This window comes from Pseudomonas sp. PDM28 (genome assembly GCF_019219115.1).
Taxonomy (GTDB): domain Bacteria; phylum Pseudomonadota; class Gammaproteobacteria; order Pseudomonadales; family Pseudomonadaceae; genus Aquipseudomonas; species Aquipseudomonas laurylsulfatiphila.
On record NZ_JAHUWG010000002.1, the window covers coordinates 153,019 to 170,877 of the forward strand.

14 protein-coding genes and 1 pseudogene are annotated in these 17,859 nt (G+C 57.0%); 4 read left to right on the forward strand and 11 right to left on the reverse strand.

What is annotated here, in order from left to right; translation table 11 throughout:
• Positions 1-267: 267 nt before the first annotated feature.
• The 5 genes and pseudogenes from KW841_RS04030 to KW841_RS04045 all read right to left on the reverse strand — a co-directional run bounded on the left by KW841_RS04030 (position 268) and on the right by KW841_RS04045 (position 5,059).
• Positions 268-1,329: a methyl-accepting chemotaxis protein gene (locus KW841_RS04030; RefSeq protein ID WP_371319495.1), complete on the reverse strand. Its 1,062-nt coding sequence runs from the start codon at positions 1,327-1,329 to the stop codon at positions 268-270.
• 30 nt (positions 1,330-1,359) lie between these two features.
• Positions 1,360-1,887: pseudogene (locus KW841_RS29985) on the reverse strand (MCP four helix bundle domain-containing protein); the annotation flags it as partial.
• A gap of 94 nt (positions 1,888-1,981) precedes the next feature.
• The gene (locus KW841_RS04035) at positions 1,982-2,422 is read right to left on the reverse strand and encodes a CBS domain-containing protein (RefSeq protein WP_007971558.1); all 441 of its coding nucleotides are present in this window, start codon (positions 2,420-2,422) and stop codon (positions 1,982-1,984) included.
• A gap of 654 nt (positions 2,423-3,076) precedes the next feature.
• Positions 3,077-4,294, reverse strand: a complete 1,218-nt coding sequence (locus KW841_RS04040; RefSeq protein WP_218473772.1) for a DUF3422 domain-containing protein — start codon at positions 4,292-4,294, stop codon at positions 3,077-3,079.
• A 156-nt stretch (positions 4,295-4,450) separates the two neighbouring features.
• Complete coding sequence (locus KW841_RS04045; RefSeq protein WP_218473774.1) at positions 4,451-5,059, reverse strand: TetR/AcrR family transcriptional regulator; 609 nt, start codon at positions 5,057-5,059, stop codon at positions 4,451-4,453.
• Between the two features lie 167 nt (positions 5,060-5,226).
• Between KW841_RS04045 and KW841_RS04050 the strand changes: the two genes are divergently transcribed.
• The 4 genes from KW841_RS04050 to KW841_RS04065 all read left to right on the forward strand — a co-directional run bounded on the left by KW841_RS04050 (position 5,227) and on the right by KW841_RS04065 (position 9,216).
• A complete protein-coding gene (locus KW841_RS04050; RefSeq protein ID WP_218473776.1) occupies positions 5,227-6,327 on the forward strand; it encodes an alkene reductase in 1,101 nt (366 codons plus the stop codon).
• Between the two features lie 52 nt (positions 6,328-6,379).
• On the forward strand, positions 6,380-7,168 hold the full coding sequence (locus KW841_RS04055; RefSeq protein WP_218473778.1) for an SDR family oxidoreductase: 789 nt from the start codon (positions 6,380-6,382) through the stop codon (positions 7,166-7,168).
• A 103-nt stretch (positions 7,169-7,271) separates the two neighbouring features.
• Positions 7,272-8,141 carry an alpha/beta fold hydrolase gene (locus tag KW841_RS04060; protein ID WP_218473780.1) on the forward strand — a complete coding sequence of 290 codons (870 nt, stop codon included), beginning with the start codon at positions 7,272-7,274 and terminating at the stop codon, positions 8,139-8,141.
• Positions 8,142-8,217: 76 nt separating this feature from the next.
• On the forward strand, positions 8,218-9,216 hold the full coding sequence (locus KW841_RS04065) for an NADP-dependent oxidoreductase (protein ID WP_218473782.1): 999 nt from the start codon (positions 8,218-8,220) through the stop codon (positions 9,214-9,216).
• Between the two features lie 177 nt (positions 9,217-9,393).
• On the opposite strand, the gene KW841_RS04070 is transcribed toward KW841_RS04065, so the two are convergent.
• From KW841_RS04070 to KW841_RS04095, 6 genes are all read right to left on the reverse strand, one after another.
• Positions 9,394-11,076: a hydantoinase B/oxoprolinase family protein gene (locus KW841_RS04070; RefSeq protein ID WP_218473784.1), complete on the reverse strand. Its 1,683-nt coding sequence runs from the start codon at positions 11,074-11,076 to the stop codon at positions 9,394-9,396.
• Entirely contained in the window at positions 11,073-13,124 is a 2,052-nt protein-coding gene (locus tag KW841_RS04075) for a hydantoinase/oxoprolinase family protein (protein WP_218473786.1), read from the reverse strand. The genes KW841_RS04070 and KW841_RS04075 overlap by 4 nt, the downstream gene beginning before the upstream one ends.
• 56 nt (positions 13,125-13,180) lie before the next feature.
• A complete protein-coding gene (locus tag KW841_RS04080) occupies positions 13,181-13,894 on the reverse strand; it encodes a TorF family putative porin (protein ID WP_218473788.1) in 714 nt (237 codons plus the stop codon).
• A 169-nt stretch (positions 13,895-14,063) separates the two neighbouring features.
• Positions 14,064-15,353 (reverse strand): cytosine permease, encoded by a 1,290-nt coding sequence (locus KW841_RS04085; protein WP_218473790.1) that lies wholly within the window; start codon positions 15,351-15,353, stop codon positions 14,064-14,066.
• A gap of 160 nt (positions 15,354-15,513) precedes the next feature.
• Complete coding sequence (locus tag KW841_RS04090) at positions 15,514-17,286, reverse strand: aminopeptidase P family protein (protein WP_256357698.1); 1,773 nt, start codon at positions 17,284-17,286, stop codon at positions 15,514-15,516.
• Positions 17,286-17,825 (reverse strand): peptidylprolyl isomerase, encoded by a 540-nt coding sequence (locus tag KW841_RS04095; protein WP_218473794.1) that lies wholly within the window; start codon positions 17,823-17,825, stop codon positions 17,286-17,288. The genes KW841_RS04090 and KW841_RS04095 overlap by 1 nt, the downstream gene beginning before the upstream one ends.
• Positions 17,826-17,859: the final 34 nt, after the last annotated feature.

Sequence of the window (17,859 nt, forward strand, 5' to 3'; positions counted from 1 at the left end):
GCCCAAGGGGAGAAACACCAAATGCACTCTGACGTGCCGCTATCAGAGACGGTCCTCGTCGCTACAGGCGCCAATAACTGACAACGCGGCCTCGGGTTAGTGCCGGTTATGCAGATCGGGCTTTCAAGTGGGTGACGGACGGGTATGTTGTAAAACGGCAAGTTCGCATTGCGCGCCGCCATGGCAAGGGTGACCGGGCTGCCGGGCAATGCCTTCCCGCGCCAGAGCAATACAGTTCTTCGCGGGTCGCGGACAAAACGTGCAAGCTCACACTCTAAAGCGCGCTACCGTCTCGTTCAGTGCTCCTGCCATCTGCGCCAACTCCAAACTTGCTAACTGGGTTTGCTGGCCCCCCACTGAGACCTGGTCGGATACGTTACGAATCCCTACCAGATTTCGATCTACCTCACGCGCCACCAGGGCCTGTTCCTCTGTGGCACTGGCGATCAGCAGGTTGCGCTCATTGATCTGCGAGATCGAACAGGCAATTTCTTCCAGTGCCTCGCCGGAGCGTTGCGCGACTTCGAGGGTCGAGTGCACCAGGTGACGGCTGCTATGCATGGCGTTAACAGCCTGCACGGTATCGAGCCGAATATTGCCGATCATCTGTTCGATTTCCTGAGTCGACAGCTGAGTGCGATGGGCCAGTGCTCGCACCTCATCGGCGACCACCGCGAATCCACGACCAGCATCTCCGGCGCGAGCTGCTTCAATCGCCGCGTTGAGGGCCAACAAATTGGTTTGCTCTGCGATGCTGCGAATCACGTCAAGCACCGAGCTGATCTCTTGCACGCCCTTGGCCAATTGCCCGATACGCTCTGAGGTATCGGTCATGCCGTCCGCCAGCGCGCCTATCGAGGAAACTGTTTCTTGAACTTGCTCACGGCCGCGTTGCGCGGTTTGTTCAGACACCCGCGACGCCTCGCTGGTGCTGACTGCATTGCGTGCGACCTCGTCGATGGCCGCCGTCATCTGATTGACCGCTGCCGCAGCCTGCGCGATCTCCAGACCCTGCAGCTGCAAGCTGCTGCTGGTCTGGCTACTGACCGCGCTCAGCTCTTCGGACGAACTGGACACCCGTTCGACCGCCGCCGCGATGTGCTTCACCATCGCATTCAAGCTTTGCTGCATCTGGTGCATGTTCATCATTACGCTATCGTCAGCACTCGCATTCAAGGGCACTTGAATCGTCAGATCGCCTTGGGCGATTTGACGCAAGACCTGCGCAGCAACTATGGGCTCTCCACCCAAAGGTCGAGTGACACTACGCGTCACGATGACTGCAACGACGATTACTGAGAGCAGACAGAACACAAGCAAACCCAACATGTTCAGTCGCGCATCGTTGTACAGTGCCTGTGCCGACTTTTCGCGATCGGCAAAGATCTGCCCTTGCAGCACCATCAAGGAATCAAGGCTTTTGTAAACCTGCTGTTCTGCGGGGACGACGTGCTGCTTCAGCTGCGCCATCGCGGCATCAAATGCGCCTTGCCTGATCAACACCTGCACTTGGGTAAACGCAGAGACGTAGGCTTCCCGGTTCTGTTTCAGGGCAGCATAGGCGGCCTTGCCATCCGCTGAATCGAGCAACGGCTCTAGGGTTTCAAGTGCCTGGCTGATGCGTTTTTTAGTGGAGTCGATGGCCTTTTGCGCTTGCTGATTCTCCTTGTCGATCAGCAAATCCCTGGTGTTCCTGGCGTTGTCCCGTACACCTGTGGCAATGACCAGGATCGGGTCAATTTTCGGCCAGTCCTGTTTGACGATCACCATTGCCTGTTCCTTGAGCGTTGCCAGATCGTGCAGCGCGTAGAACGTCAGACCGATCAATACCAACGGCGCAATTGCAAATCCAATAGCAATACGTCGTGCCGTGCTTAACTTGGCCATATCAAATGCTCCCTGATTAATACCCGCCCGACGGGCAGCACATTGGAATACTGCATGTGCCTATGCGCCCTGCATCCACCTTGCCTTGGTCGTTTCAGTGTCCACGGATATAGTGTTCCAGTTGCCGGATCAGGTCGGCCTGCTCGACGATGGCCTCTTTCACCAGATCGCCAATCGACAGGAGGCCAATCAGTTGATCACCTTCCACCACCGGTAAATGACGCAGATGACTGTCGGTCATAACCATCATGCAACGCTCGATGCTCTGTTGACTGTCTGCCGTAACGACGGGCGCGCTCATGATGACCCGGACTGGAGTACCGACCGAAGATCGCCCCTGTAGAACGACCTTGCGCGCATAGTCGCGTTCGCTGATAACACCTACCACCTGCCCATCCTCTATCACGGGTAGAGCACCTACATTCTTTTCAGCCATCATCTTCAGCGCTTCGTACACCATCTGATCTGGCGCGATGCTATGTACCTGCTGGTTTTGCGTGACCTTCAGTTTCAGCAATTGTGCGGCTGTTTTCATGAACGGCTCCGAAGATAATTACGGATAAAAAACGCAAAAAAAACGCCTGAAACCCTTCGGTTCCAGGCGCCTTTGCCTGTTCTTTTGCAGTGTTAAAGCCTGAGATTCCTGTCTGAGGTACCAACCTTATTCATGGCCTGTTCAGTACATCGATCATCGTTGACCGAGGAGGAGTCCAGAGGAATATGCAGTAGGTAAACCTGATGTAGTTCTTGCAGCCTTTGTGCCAGCCGGCAGCACAGACACTTCATCCTATGCGCAAGTCCAGTCTCCCGAGCTATAGGTGGTTATAACGGTAGCTGCGATCCAGGCGGGTTTCTGTGGCGTGAGCAGGCATCCCGAGAAAGCGAATTGCCAAGGTCAGCCAATCGATGAGCTGGGCTAAAGGAGGCGAAAGCCCACCGCGTCGCTTCCGACTGGTGCACTTTGTTAAGCGCAGCGCTTTACAACAGTGCATGTCCTGCTGACTCCACAATGCTAGTGCTCATGAGTTCAAAGTCAGGACGGAGGCAGAGGACTGGTTTATCGCCAACTGGATGTACCCACGGTGGGTGCCTGGCAAGCCTGCTACACCTGCAATTAGTTTCACCCCTTTGCCGGCGGCCGCCATGTGCAAGTGGAAAAGGCACTGAAACGACATCGCAGGCCACCACCTCAATGCTCTTTGACTTTCCTGATACGCAGCACAATCAACGCAAGAATACCGATCGCGAGCGGTGCCATGACCAGCATGGCCTCTCGCGGGGACACCTCAACGCCAAGCAGGTGCACCCCTGAGTAACCCAGCTTGAGCAAACTGAGCAGGTAGTAGGTAATGGCAATGATCGACAGCCCCTCCACTGCGCGCTGGATCTTGATCTGGGCATCGGCGCGGGCATTCAGGCTTTTCAGGATTTCCGAGTTCTGTTCCTCCATTTCGACCTGAACCCGTGCTTGTAACAGATCGCCCAGATTGGCCACGCTTTCGGCCAGGTGCTCCAGGCGCTGTTCGGTGGCGGTGCAGTATCTGACGGTAGGCTTGAAGCGGCGCTCGATAAATACGCCCAGGCGTTGGCAATCACCTACGTGACTTTCGCGCAGCTCACCCAAGCGTTCGAACACCAATTGCGCATAGGCTTGCGTGGCACTGAAGCGGTGCCGGGTTTTCGCAGCGCTGCTCACCACTTGCGCAGAAAGGTTGGAAATGTCCGCAAGCAGGGCTTTCGCATTACTGCCGTGCGGGTCGGCGTTGCGTTCGGACAGGGTGACCAGGGTCTTGTCGAAAACATCGAGCTGCGCGCTCAAGTCCTTGGCCATGGTCAAGGATAACGAGGCCATCATCCTGTAGGTCTCGATTTCCAGCAGGCGACGTATCATCCGGCCCTGGCGGTAGGCATTCAGGCGCCGGTTGACGAACAACATGTGGTTGTTGCCCTCCTCGCTCAGGCGAAAATCACTCCAGACCATGGCATCGCCACCCCCCACGCACGAACCGCTCGGATCCTTGAAGCCGTACCGGGCCAGATCCAGGCCGGTTTCACCGCGCACGACAATCTGCACCGAGTTGATCAGGGCCGGCAAATGCACTTCGACCTTTGACGCCAGCACCTCGGGCAGCGTTGTCCAGGACAAGTCGTCAGAGGATGAAGTGACCACCAGTGTCAGGGTGAAAAACTCGGCATGGCGCTCCCATTTCAGTGCATGGCCATCGAGTTGGGTAATGCCTTGGGCGGCATTCAGGTCGAGGGTGCCAAGGCAGCATTGTTCAAGGAATGCATTGCACGCCTGATCGCTGCCGAGGAAGGCCAGATGAAACACATGGGCCGGCTCATCGAAATACAGTGACGGGCGCGCGTGTAGTTCGTTGTGCAGGCTTTGTCGTAACGGGTGCATGTTGTATGGCCATGTTGGAGTTGTTTTTGCCGCTTGCGATGAATGCCCACCCGAGCCAGATGCCGAATCTTTCGGGGCATTATCGATGGCTGTTGAGGGTGGGACAGTTTGGCGAACTCATGAGTCACGGCCGGGTGACAAACCAATACCCTTGAATCAGCCATCGAATCCGCGATCAGCGCCCTGGCTGACTGGCGACAACGGCAATGACGCAATTATTTCAGCGTGGCAAACCTCGAGTATTTCATCAGCCAGAGAAGAATCATCCGGGCAGGCGCGCGACAACATAACCGCACCGATTGCATGCGCCAGCATGTCGATCATTTTTGCCCTCACCCCATCCTGCGGTGCGTCTTGCCTCGCTTTGTACTTTTCTTCGAGCGCTGCCAGCGTGCTTTCTACCCCGCTGGCAAAGGTGGCTTTCAACTCATCTGATTGACGCGCAGCGTCTCCACAAAGGGCCGCCATGGTGCAACCGCTGCCCCTGCCGTCTCGGTGATCCCTCGACACATACAAATCGATGAACTCAGCAACGTCGAGACCTTCGGAACTGGTCAGCGAATGCGAAAGACTGTTCGCTGCCGCTTCAGCCATCAAATCAGCCTTGGAGCCGAAGTGCTTATAGAAACCGCCTTGCGTAAACCCGGCTGCTGCCATGAGTTCCGCCACCCCCACGCCATCGTAGCCACGCTCGCGAAACAGCTCTGAAGCCGTTTCAACGATGTGAGCTCTATTGGCGAGTGATTGCGCCTTGGTGATCTTCATTTCCTGCGCCTCTGTATCTCAAAGCAATGCCCTCATCATACTCTGATGTCGATCATAATCAAAAGCGTTGACAGTTTTGAGTGTGATCGACATCATAAATGTGCCGACGCGAATATTCCCTGGCACGGCGCATGTCGCCTCCACTAATCAACGAGTATGGAAACGAAATGAACGATAAGACGTTGTTTGAGCCGTACACGCTCGGTTCGCTGACACTTTCCAACAGAATCGTGATGGCTCCGCTGACGCGTAACCGTGCGGGAGCAGGCCTCGTCCCAAGCGAATTCGCTGCAACCTATTACAGCCAGAGAGCCTCGACAGGCCTGTTGATCTCCGAAGCCTCGCAGATCTCGCAGCAGGGACAGGGCTACCAGGATACGCCCGGTATTTACACGCAGGCGCAGATCGATGGCTGGCGCAAGGTCACCGATGCCGTCCACGCAAAAGGCGGACGAATTTTCCTGCAGTTGTGGCATGTCGGACGCGTATCGCACGTTGACCTTCAGGAGAACAGTGCCGTTCCGGTAGCACCTTCCGCCCTCCGTCCCGCGACCAAGGTGTTCGTCAATAATAGCTTCGTGGACGTTTCAGAACCGCGAGCACTTGATATCAGCGAGATTCCCGGGATCGTCAATGATTTTCGCCAAGCGGCGAAAAACGCCATCGCTGCGGGGTTTGATGGCGTAGAGATCCACGGCGCAAACGGCTATTTGCTGGATCAGTTCCTCAAGGACGGCTCCAACATTCGCACTGATGCCTATGGTGGCTCGGTTGAAAACCGTGCTCGCTTGCTGCTCGAAGTCAGTGCTGCAGTGGTGGACGAGATCGGTGCGGATCGAACGGGCGTTCGTATTTCCCCAGTGTCACCTGCCAACGGCGTTTCAAGCAGTGATCCGCAGCAGCAATTTGACTACGTGGTCGATCAGCTCGATGCCTTTGGCCTGGTTTACCTGCATGTGGTTGAAGGTGCCACGGGTGGGCCGCGCGACGTCGCCCCTTTCGATTTTGGCTCCCTGCGCCGACGCTTCAAAAACACCTACATCGCCAACAATGGCTACGACCTGAATCTGGCTACCTCGGCACTGAAAGAAGACAAAGCCGACCTCATTGCTTTCGGGCGTCCGTTTGTTGGCAACCCTGATCTGGCAGAGCGACTCATGGCTGATGCGCCTTTATCCGCATTTGATCCAACGACGCTGTATGGCGGCGGTGCAGCGGGCTACATCGACTATCCGACGCTTGCCGAGTCCAGCTCCGCGCAGGGCTGAACAGTCGTAAAAACTGAATTGCTTATCGACAACCATTCAAGAGCATCCAATTATGAGCCTCCCTGAAACCGTACTCATCACCGGCGCCTCGACTGGCATTGGCGCCACTTACGCCGAGCGCTTCGCCCAACGCGGGCACAACCTGGTGTTGGTTGCCCGAGACAAAAACCGGTTGGACGCACTTTCCTCCCGGTTGCGTAATAAATATGACGTTTCCATTGACGTTATCCAGGCTGACCTGACTCAAGCCAGTGATTTGACGACTGTCGAAGCCCGCCTGCGTGGTGACGCCAATATCGGCATCCTTGTGAATAATGCGGGAGCCGCCCAATCCGGCAGCTTCGTAGAGCAATCCACAGACAGCGTTGCAAACCTGGTCGCGCTCAACACCACCGCACTGGTGCGACTCGCCAGCGCAATCGCTCCACGCCTGGCACAAGCCGGTAATGGCGCGATTATCAACATTGGCTCGGTCGTGGGACTGGCACCGGAGTTCGGGATGAGCGTATACGGCGCGACCAAGGCGTTTGTCCTGTTTCTGTCGCAGGGTCTGAGCCTTGAGCTCTCGCCAAAAGGCGTCTATGTGCAAGCTGTTCTCCCAGCGGCCACCCGCACGGAAATCTGGGAGCGTGCGGGCATCGATATCAATACCCTGAGCGAAGTGATGGGCGTGGACGAGCTGGTCGATGCTGCACTGGTCGGTTTTGATCGTCGCGAGCCGGTGACCATTCCGCCGTTACAAGACGCTGCCCGTTGGGATGCTCTGCAGGCTGCCCGCCAAGGTTTGCTTTCAGAGATTCGCCAGTCTGTAGTCGCCGAGCGTTATCAAGCGCAGGCGTGATTGTCACGCTGCAAGCGCTGATACGCATTCCTGGATGTAAAGGCGCTTGCTGCAGATTTTCTTGCACTCACTCATCCACCCCTCATCAGGGCACGGTGTGCACATGATCGTTGAAGCCACAAATCGTGACCTTGGATTGCCAGCGCAGTTCGTCTGCGCCGCGAACCAGCGTGTAACTGTCGAAGGAACAGTATTTGCCTACCGGGACTTGGGGCCGAGAGACGGGTTACCGCTCGTTCTGTTGAATCATTGGGGCGCAGTCCTGGATAACTTCGACCCACGCATCGTCGATGGACTTGCCCGCACCCGGCGAATCATTGCCACTGACTATCGGGGAATCGGCGCCTCTGGTGGAAACGCCCCTTTGACCGTCAGCGAGATGGCGAACGATACCATCGCCCTGATCCGCGCTCTGGGATTGGACAAAGTCGACCTGCTGGGTTTTTCATTGGGTGGGTTCGTCGCACAGGACATTGCGTTGAGAGCCCCAGAGCTGGTGCGCAAACTCATTCTGACCGGTACCGGGCCGGCGGGCGGCCAAGGTATCGACAAGGTGTGGTCAGTATCGTGGCCGTTGATGCTCAAGGGGCTCCTGACATTGCGCGACCCAAAGTTTTACCTCTTCTTCACCGCTACGGCCAATGGGCGAAAAGCTGCCAGGGATTTTTTAGTTCGCCTGAAGGAGCGTGATAAAGACCGCGACAAAAAACCAGCGCCTGGCGCCTTCATGCGGCAACTGAAGGCGATTCACGCCTGGGGCCGGCAACCGCCACAGGATCTCGGTCATATCCAGATACCCACGCTGATCGTAAACGGTGATAACGACATCATGGTTCCCACTGTGAACTCTGCCGAGCTGGCAAACCGTATTCCAAATTCACAACTGATCATTTACCAGGATGCGGGTCATGGCGGGATCTTCCAATATCACGCTGATTTCGTGACGAGAGCGACGGCATTCTTGAATGGCTGAGCACCTTCGGCTCACCTTAAAACAGCACGCTGGGTTGCGCATGCTGCCATCCCATTGAAACCATGAGAACTGAATCATGAAAGCTTTCTTGATCGACCGTTACGGCAAGCGTCATGGACGTATTGGCGAGGTAGCGGAACCTGAACCTGGAATCAACGACGTCCTGGTTAAAGTGCATGCCAGCAGCGTCAATGTCCTGGATTCGAAGATTGCCAAAGGTGAATTCAAGCTGATCCTGCCGTATTCATTCCCGTTGATTATGGGTAATGACCTGGCTGGCGTTGTGGTTCGCGTGGGGTCGGGCGTACACCACTTCAAGCCGGGTGACGAAGTCTATGCACGCCCACCTGAATCGCGCATTGGCACCTTCGCCGAGCTGATTGCGGTGGAGCAAAGTGCCCTCGCGCTCAAACCCAAAAATCTCACTATGGAGCAAGCGGCTTCTCTTCCCTTGGTTGCGTTGACCGCCTGGCAGGTGCTGGTTGAAACAGCCCGGTTGAAAAAGGGGCAAAAAGTCTTTATCCAAGCCGGTTCCGGTGGTGTCGGCACAATTGCCATCCAGCTTGCAAAGCATCTGGGGGCATTCGTTGCCACGACGACCAGCACAAATAACGTGGATTGGGTCAAGGCGTTAGGAGCCGACGTCGTCATCGACTACAAACAGCAAAATTTCGAAAACGTCTTGCGCGACTACGATGTCGTGTTGAACAGCCTCGGCCCTGTAGAGCTTGAAAAATCACTCAGCATTCTCAAGCCTGGTGGCCAGCTTATCTCCATCTCTGGGCCACCAACGGCAGAGTTCGCAAAAGAACAAAAGCTGTTCTGGGGATTGGGTTGGGTAATGCGTCTGTTAAGCAGCGGCATACGCAGAAAAGCCCGCAAAAAGGACGTCAGATATGCGTTCGTGTTCATGCGTGCGAGCGGTGCTCAATTGGAGAAAATCACTGCGCTTGTCGAGTCCGGAGTTATCACGCCTGTGATCGACCGAGCTTTCCCTTTCGAGTCAACGGCTGAGGCATTGAGCCATGTCGAACGGGGCAGAGCCAAAGGCAAGGTGGTCGTCAAGCTCATATGACTCCAGACCATGGCATCGCCACCCCCCACGCACGAACCGCTCGGATCCTTGAAGCCGTACCGGGACAGGTCGGGTGACATACCCCCGGATCGACAGTAGCGAAGCCCTGCCGTCCCTGGCAGGCACTTCTCACACCGATTCCGGTGTCGGTTCTGTTACTCGCATGCTTCAGCTCAGCTATGCCAGGGACATCTGCTCGGGATAGTCGCGCCGGGCCTGTTCGACTGAAATGTATTGGTTTTTTATATCATCCTGGATAGCGTCCAGGCTGCGGGCTTTTGCCGGCCCCCAACCACCGCCGTTGGCAGTGACCAGACGCAGCAAATCGCCTTTTTCAAGCGCCACGCGATTGGCTCGACTGAAGCGCTCGGTTGGCCCCCGTTCGCGAATGACTTCGGCATAATTGCACGAGCCTTCGTGACCTCCATCAATGCCCCACGGCGGGGTGATCCCGCGCCCGAAGAATGTCGACACCCAGGCTTTGGGCGACAGGATCCTGTAATCGAGCATCACCCCTCTTCCACCGCAGTAACGCCCCGCACCACCCTCTTCGTGATGAAAACCATAGCGCTCGACTAATACTTCATAACAACGCTCGGTCAACTCGACGGGAATATTGCTGGTTTCACCATTGCCCACACAGAACTGACCGCTCTCTCCGTCCTTGTCATGCCCGGCGCCCCAGCCGCCAACCAATGGCTGAACCATAAGGTACTCATCGTTGGTAATGGAGTTGCGCCCATTCAATACCATTGAGCACACGGAACCGAGCTGCCCTGCGATCAAGCGATCCGGCAGCACTTGAGCCAATGCGCGACGTATCACATCGGCCGCCGCTACCATTGACTCGAAGTAAGCAGACACCGGTGCCGGACGCTGAGCCGTGCAGATGGTGCCCGGTGGGCAGATCACTTCGATTGGACGGAAACACCCGGCATTGGCCGCAATACCAGGTCGCACAACGCCCATGAACACTTCGCGTACCGCTGATTGCAGACCGCACAAGGTATTGTTGATCGGCCCTTGCGCTTGCAGGCTTGACCCAGTGAAATCGGCCACGAAGCGACCCTCAGCGATCTCGACTTTGACCTTCACCGTGAATGGCCCGTTGCCCAGGCCATCCTCGTCGATAACGTCCTCGGCATAAAAAACACCCTTGGGCAGGCTTGCAAACGCCGCCAGCGTCATCGCCTCGCCGTGCTCGAGCAACCGCTCGATGGCATCCAGGGTGGTTTCCTCGCCATACTTGGCCACGATCGACAACAGCCGCCGCTCCCCAACGCGCAACGCAGCTGCGCAGGCATGCAGGTCACCCAGCGTCATGTCTGGCAGGCGCACGTTGGCAGCAATGATGTCCACCACGGCTTGATTGATCCGTCCACGGTCATAGATGCGTACGGTAGGAAACTGCAAGCCTTCCTGGTAAATCTCCGAGGCATCGGAGCTGAAACTGCCAGGATCCTTGCCACCCACCTCCGTCCAGTGCGCCTTGTTGGCCGTCCAGGCGATCAGGCGCTCCTTATGGAAAACCGGCATGATCATCGACACATCCGAAAGATGCGTGCCACCTCCGCCGTAAGGGTCATTGGTGATGAACATGTCGCCCGGCAAAATATCGGTCAGCGGGAATTTCTCCATCACACTGCGCACGGCGCCATCGAGTGTGCCAATAAACCCAGGAATGCCGTTGCCTTGGGAGATCAACTGTCCTGTCGCATCAGTCAGGCCAATGCCGTAATCCAGTGCTTCATAAATGATCGGGCTCATGCTGGTGCGTTTGAGGGCAATGAACATCTCTTCGCCAATAGCAACCAGGGCGTTCTTAATGATTTCGCGGGTAAATGGGTTGGCGTTGCTCATGCCGAAACCTCTTGGACGTTGATATGGATATGAAGGCCACCGTACGGGTCAACTTCAAGCCGATCGGCCGGACGAATGACGGTCGTGGTAGTCGCCTCTTCGATAATCGCCGGGCCATCGATCCGCATACCGCTGAGCAGTGCCGAGCGTTGGTACAGGGGCGTATTGATAGGTTGTTCAGGCTCGAACTCGACCCAGCGGCGCCCACTCAACGCAACTTCGGCGGTCGTCGAAGTACTCACACCGATGGGCGCCATGGGCGATTTGGGTACTTCGCCAAATGCCACCAGATGGAGGTTTACGACCTCGATCGGTAACTCCAGCCGGAAGGTGTAGGCCTGCTCGTGCTGCGTGTGAAAGCGCTCGAGTATCGACGACAGTTGCAGTTCATCGAGGGCGACTTTTACCGTGTGTTCCTGGCCGATATAGCGCGCGTCGATGTGCCATTCGAAACGGAGCTTTTCGCGCGACATACCGTCGTCGGCAAATTGTGTTTCGGCAGTGGCCTGAAGACTGGCAAAAGCCCTGGTCAGGCCAGGTAGTCCTTCGTCATCGAGCATTTGCAGGTGTGTCTGAATGTAGTCGCGACGAGAGTCGAGCATCAGCATGCCCCAGGCAGAAAATACCCCGGCGAATGGCGGAATGATGACTTTCGGAATCCCCAGCTCAGCGGCCAGTGCAGTGGCGTGAAGTGCGCCACCGCCACCGAAGGCCATGAGCGCGAAGTCGCGAGGATCATGGCCACGATTGACCGAAATCAGTTTGAGCGCGTTGACCATGTTGGCGTTGGCGATCTGCAACACACCATGAGCCAATAGCTTGGACGACACGCCAATCTGTTCTCCCAACTGTGCAAAAGCCCTCTCCACTCCCGCAACATCGGGTGTGATTTCGCCGCCGGCGAAGTCATCAGGATTGATCCGGCCAGTGTAGAGGTTGGCATCGGTGGTTGTGGGTGCCAGCCCACCGCGTCCATATGCGACCGGGCCTGGCGTGGAGCCTGCACTTTGCGGCCCCACACGCAGGCTGCCCGCCGCATCGACCCAGGCCAGGCTGCCACCGCCATTGCCGATTTCAACGATGTCCACGACAGCTGTCATGATCGGATAACCGGCACTGATCGCCGTTTTTTCGATCACGTAGTCGTTGCTGATGTCCACCTTGCCGTCATGGATCAAAGAACACTTGGCCGTTGTGCCGCCGATATCCAGCGCCAGCAACTGGTTTTCCCCGATCAACTGACCATAGGCCTGCGCCCCGAGGATGCCGCCAACCGGCCCGGACTCCACCAGGCTGATCGGATCCTGCTTGGCCGCATTGACCGGGGAAATACCGCCGTTGGACTTCATGATAAAGGGCGCCGATTGCAGCCCTTTATCTGTCAGGTGCTTCGACAGATTATCCAGATAGTCTCGGGTAGCCGGCATCACGTAAGCCGACAACACGGTGGTATTGGTGCGCTCATATTCACGCAGCGCACGGCTGACCTGATGCGAAGCGATGACCGCCACTTGTGGCCACAACGCCTGCACGGCAGCCATCAATTGCTGTTCATGCACAGGATTGCAATAAGCATGCAGCAGGCAGATGGCGATCGCTTCGACGCCCTCCCCGCGCAAGGTGTCGAGTATGGCTGGCAGGTTCTCAAGGTTCAGTGGGGTGACGACTTCACCGCGATAATTCAGGCGCTCACAGATTTCCAGACGCAGATGACGCGCAACGAAAGGCGGCGGCTTGCGGTAGTAGGTATTGAAAATATCCGGCGTATTGCCCCGGGCGATCTCCAGCACATCGCGAAATCCGCGGGTGGTCAGCAAGGCGGTTTTGACGCCCTTGCGTTCGGTCAGCGTGTTGATCACCACGGTCGAGCCATGGGCGAAAAACTCGATGTCGGCGTAACTGACGCCGCTTTTGGCGACCGCATTGAGCAGTCCCTGTTCAAAGTTCGGCGGTGTAGTGTCGGCCTTGACCGCATTGATCACACCGTTTTCCAGGTAAACCAGGTCAGTAAAAGTGCCACCGATATCGGTAGCCACACGGATTGTCATAAGTCCTCCGGCAGTCACGTAAAAGCCGGCCAGCCGCAGGGCCGCCGGCTGATAATTCAAAAAGTGTGGGAAACGGTGAAGATCAGGCGTCCGTCATTACGCAAATACTCGCCACTGTTGTAGTAGCGACCCGACAAGTCGGTGTCGACCCAGCTCAGCTTTGTATTGACCGGGCCGAAACTGCGCTTGAGTGCGACTTCCCAGTTCGAGTATTCATGGGCGCCTGTCAGATCCGGCTGGCGAAAGTACTCACCAAAGGAGTGCCCGACCAGGAACGTCAGATCGACTTGCAACGGCAGATTGAAGGTGTAATCGGCCGCCACGTACTGGGACGACTGGGACGTACTGATCATGTCGTTGGAATAGTAGAAATACGTATTGAAGTTGCCGTAGCCGAGACTGAATCCAATTTCCGGATAGTTGATGTTGTAGTTGGTTGAAGGGAACGTGTAGTAGTAACCGATCACGCCATAACGCAATCCGTTTTCCAGTTGGCCGTTATAGCCACCGTAAAAGTCGATCTCGATGTTCGCGCCGTCGTCATAGGCGTTGCCACTTTCGTAGCTGTCGGTATTGGTCGCCCAGGCGCCGACAAACAAGCCGCTCTCGCCGGCCCAGTCCAGGCTCATGCTCAATGCCGGATCGTTGCCGGAGTAACCGATACCACGAACCTGATACTCGGAGGTCAAGGCCAATGTGCTTGACACCTGCGCATGGGCTGCGCAACTGAACCCGAGTGCGGCCATCACGATGAGTCGGATGATATTCATTAAAACTGCTCCTGAACTTCTAAAGCTTTTTATGGGCGTTGCGGTTGGCAGAAAAAAGACGAGCCAGCCTGTCGAACACACGTTTGTCGTGTTCGCTTTACTAAAAACAGGCATGGCTTCGCCCTCCGGGTAAAACCCGGGTCAACGCGCTAGATGGGGAGTTATCGGTTTACGAGTGCGACGGCACTATCGTCGAAACAGGGTGCAATCGGTGGAGCACCAGGTACGCGACGAGGGCGACCAGTAGTGAGTCCAATGTGGGTTGCGATGTCAGCGTCCAGCCTTCAAAGGACGTCATCCAGGCGACTGCGCTGGCCAGCGCCCAACTGATCAGTGCCGGCCAGCCAAATGCGCAGGACTGTTTCAGTGCATCGATGTCATAGCGTTGTTGGCGTACCACAAAGAAGTCCGTGACATAGATACTCGCCAATGGCGGGATCACGATGCTCAAGGCCATGACGAAATCCAGGAAATGCGTCATGAACCCACCTACAGCCAGGCCAGTTGCCAGCACGCTCCCGCCCACTGTCAGCTTCCAGCTCACGGTCCGGCTGACAGTCGCCAGCGTGAGCGTCGCGGAATACAAATTCGCGGTGTTGGTGATCCAGGTGGAGAACACCAGTACGGCCAAGGCCGGCAGCAGTACACCCAGGCTTGCCATGATCAGCATGATTTCGCTTTGGTCGGTGATGATCGACAACAAGCCACCGACGATAAGCACAAACGGAAAACCAGCGGCCATTCCAAGAATGGCAATCAAGGCATCTTTTTCAGTGCGTGCGTACCGGGTGAAATCAGGCATCAATACCGGTGTCAAAATCACCATGCCAATGGTACTGGCGATGGCCAGTGCCAGGCTGTCACCCGAGCCCGGGAACCCGCCCAGTTGGCCGGGCGCTGCGCGCTGCAAGCCCAGGTACAATGCAAACAGCATGAACAGCGCCATAAGCGGCACCGAGTAAATCGACAGCCGATCCAGGCCTCGCAGCCCGTAGATGGCCATCAATGTCATCAGGATGCTGCCCCACACACTGTGCAACCATGCAGGCGTGACAATGCCCCAGGAGCTTTGCAACGCGCTGGCCACTGTGCTGCCGAAGATATCCGCCGTGGCGGCATAGAACCCCAGTAAGGTCACCGCCATGGTCAGGTTGATCAACTTGGCGCCATGCCGGCCAAAGGAAAACTGCAGAATCATGTAGGTACTTAGTCGAGTCCGCACACCCACCATCGCGGTCAATGCGCAGAGTAAACCGAGCACGGCACAGACTCCGATGAAAATCAGCGAGGCCGTCGAGAATCCTGTTTTCCGGGTCACGTCGGCACCCAGCCAGAACACAGGCAAAGTCATCCCTATCCCAAAGGTAATCAATGCCAGGCCGGTTCCGGAAACCGTTTCGGACTGGGGCACGGGTCTGCGATCGTACCCGTCGGGAATCACGTTTTCTGTACTGTTCATGCTCGCCTCTATACTGGCAACGCCTGCTCTCCCACTATGAAGCAGGAGGCAAACCGACTATTAGAATTGTTTTGAGGCGCTCGCGAACGCTGGAAACATGTTGCCAGCCCCGCTGAAATCTAACTGCGCTTTTGCAGGGGCCAGGAAAAACATTCAACGGTTATTCAGCACGAAACTGCATGTTGTTCGGTAGTGTTTGCCGCATCAACCATGCTGCGACGTCCGGTTCCAGTGAGGGCGCCAATGCCCCCCGAACAGTCCGATGATACTCATCGAGCCACTGCGCTTCGGCCTGACTCAGTAGTCCATGTTCGATCAGTTCAATGGCAAACGGCACCAGGGTGAGGACTTGAAACCCCAGGAACCCCGGATGCGCCTCGACCTCAACCACCTCATAGAGGTTCTCGATACGAATGCCAAGTTCATTGGGCAGGTAAACACCCGGCTCGATCGATGACACCATCCCTGCTTGCAGTGGCACCGCGCTGGCGTGGGGGGCAATTCTGTGGGGCCCCTCGTGCACATGAAGATAGCTACCAACCCCGTGTCCGGTGCCATGGGCGTAGTCCAAGCCTTCGCGCCACATCACCTGCCGCGCAACGCTGTCCAGTTGCTGACCACTGGTTCCACTGGGGAACATGCAACCAGCCAGTGCGATATGGGCACGCAATACGGTGGTGTAAAGGTAACGCTGGCGCGCGGTCGGGGGGCTGCAGGCCAGCACCCGGGTCACGTCGGTCGTGCCCTGGGGATATTGGCCACCGGAATCGATCAGCAGCAACTCACCGTGCTTGAGTTTTGCCACCCGCCCAGGCTTGGGCAAGTAATGGGGCTGAGCGCCATTGGCACCGGTGGCGGCGATGGTCTCGAAACTCGCGCCTTGATAATCGGGATGCCGAGAACGCCAGCCCTCAAGAGATTCGACGATCGACAATTCGCTTTGTCCGAGAAACCGCTCGCATTGGCAGTGGAACTCATACAGGAACCGGCACAGGGCCAGGCCATCGATACGATGTGCTTCACGACTGCCACGCAACTCGGCGGGTTGCTTGCAGGCCCGTTGTAACAGCAGAGGATTAGGTGCCTCAAAAAAGACACAATCGGCGGACTCGAATTGACGATAGACAGCCGCGGTGCACAGACGGCGATCAACCCAGATCCGTTGGCCATGCAGTTCGGCGATGGCTTGATCCAGGCATTGGGGTGAACGCACGGACACCGCAGTGGGCAGCCAGCCCTGAGGCAGTTGCAGGCGGTCGGCGTCGATGAACCAGTCAAGTCGGCCATCGACGTACAACAGGGCGTTGCTGAACGGCAATGGTGCGATATCGATATCCTGACCGCGCACGTTCAACAGCCACGCCAACATATCCGGCGCGGGCAGCCACAAGGCATCGCATTGCGAAGCGCGCAAGCTGGCAGTGAGGTGTTCGAGCTTGTCTTGTGCAGCCATACCGGCATGTTGCAGCCCCCAGGCAAGCACCGGGCTGTTCGGCGCCGCCGGGCGATTGCGCCAGCATTCAAGCACCGGATTGTCCAGGGACTCGTGCCAGTTGAATCCCGATTGCGTCGCCATGACCTGCCAGCGCGCGCACTCATCGACGCTATGCAGCCTGGAATCGCAGACGATGGTTGCGCCGGCTTGCAACTGTCCGCGCAGCCAACTGAACAGGCTGCTGTCGTCCAGCATCAAGGTCTCGAACTGAGGGCATTCCTGGCAGGCCTGCTCGGTATAGCGACCATCGACCAGCAGCGCGGCGCGTTCTTGTGTCAGTACCGCCAGCCCTGCGCTGCCACTGAAACCCGTCAGCCAGTACAAGGCTTCGTCAGCCGGGGCCAGGTCTTCGTTGAGGTAAGCATCGCTGCGGGGAAGCAAAAACGCATCGTATCGACGCGTGGCCATTACCGCCCTTACATTCTCAGAGCGCCCCATCACACACCTCGCCGCTGACGATAGGCTCGCACGATGGCGATCTCGGCCTCGGGCGGCAAGTATTCCTGCGCCCCGGCACTGCTCCAGATTGCCTCAACCACCTCCATGCCCGCGCAGACTTGCCCGAACGCCGCAAAGCCCAGGCCATCCGGATGGCGAGCGCCACCATGATCGAAGTGCGGCTGATCGCCGATGCAGATAAAAAAATCACCTTCGGCAGTGTTGGCCTCGTCACGACCCAATGACACAGTGCCATGTCGATGGCTCAAACCGGTCTGCAGAGTGCTTTCGAGTTCGATCATGGGCAAGTTATTGGCTGCCAGGGGGCGCGTCCCCCCGTGCACGACACTGATGCGAACAGGATCTTCCGGTTGCTGATTGGACGGATTGACGATGCGGAAAATGCTGCTGCCGTCATAGCGACCACTGTCCACGTAGGCCAGGAAATTTGCGGTGGTCAGCGGTGCCTGCTGACCAAACAGCTCGAGTGTAAAGGCCCCCAGTGCCGTTTCCAGGGTGACGTACGCAGATGCAGACATGGCTGTTCTCTCCCTCAGGATAAAACCAGTATTG

Coding starts and splice junctions, on each gene's coding strand:
- KW841_RS04095 (WP_218473794.1), bottom strand. CDS start 17,825: ATGTCTGCATCTGCGTACGTCACCCTGGAAACGGCACTGGGGGCCTTT.
- KW841_RS04085 (WP_218473790.1), bottom strand. CDS start 15,353: ATGAACAGTACAGAAAACGTGATTCCCGACGGGTACGATCGCAGACCC.
- KW841_RS04060 (WP_218473780.1), top strand. CDS start 7,272: ATGATCGTTGAAGCCACAAATCGTGACCTTGGATTGCCAGCGCAGTTC.
- KW841_RS04090 (WP_256357698.1), bottom strand. CDS start 17,286: ATGGGGCGCTCTGAGAATGTAAGGGCGGTAATGGCCACGCGTCGATAC.
- KW841_RS04075 (WP_218473786.1), bottom strand. CDS start 13,124: ATGACAATCCGTGTGGCTACCGATATCGGTGGCACTTTTACTGACCTG.
- KW841_RS04030 (WP_371319495.1), bottom strand. CDS start 1,329: ATGTTGGGTTTGCTTGTGTTCTGTCTGCTCTCAGTAATCGTCGTTGCA.
- KW841_RS04055 (WP_218473778.1), top strand. CDS start 6,380: ATGAGCCTCCCTGAAACCGTACTCATCACCGGCGCCTCGACTGGCATT.
- KW841_RS04035 (WP_007971558.1), bottom strand. CDS start 2,422: ATGAAAACAGCCGCACAATTGCTGAAACTGAAGGTCACGCAAAACCAG.
- KW841_RS04065 (WP_218473782.1), top strand. CDS start 8,218: ATGAAAGCTTTCTTGATCGACCGTTACGGCAAGCGTCATGGACGTATT.
- KW841_RS04040 (WP_218473772.1), bottom strand. CDS start 4,294: ATGCACCCGTTACGACAAAGCCTGCACAACGAACTACACGCGCGCCCG.
- KW841_RS04050 (WP_218473776.1), top strand. CDS start 5,227: ATGAACGATAAGACGTTGTTTGAGCCGTACACGCTCGGTTCGCTGACA.
- KW841_RS04070 (WP_218473784.1), bottom strand. CDS start 11,076: ATGAGCAACGCCAACCCATTTACCCGCGAAATCATTAAGAACGCCCTG.
- KW841_RS04080 (WP_218473788.1), bottom strand. CDS start 13,894: ATGAATATCATCCGACTCATCGTGATGGCCGCACTCGGGTTCAGTTGC.
- KW841_RS04045 (WP_218473774.1), bottom strand. CDS start 5,059: ATGAAGATCACCAAGGCGCAATCACTCGCCAATAGAGCTCACATCGTT.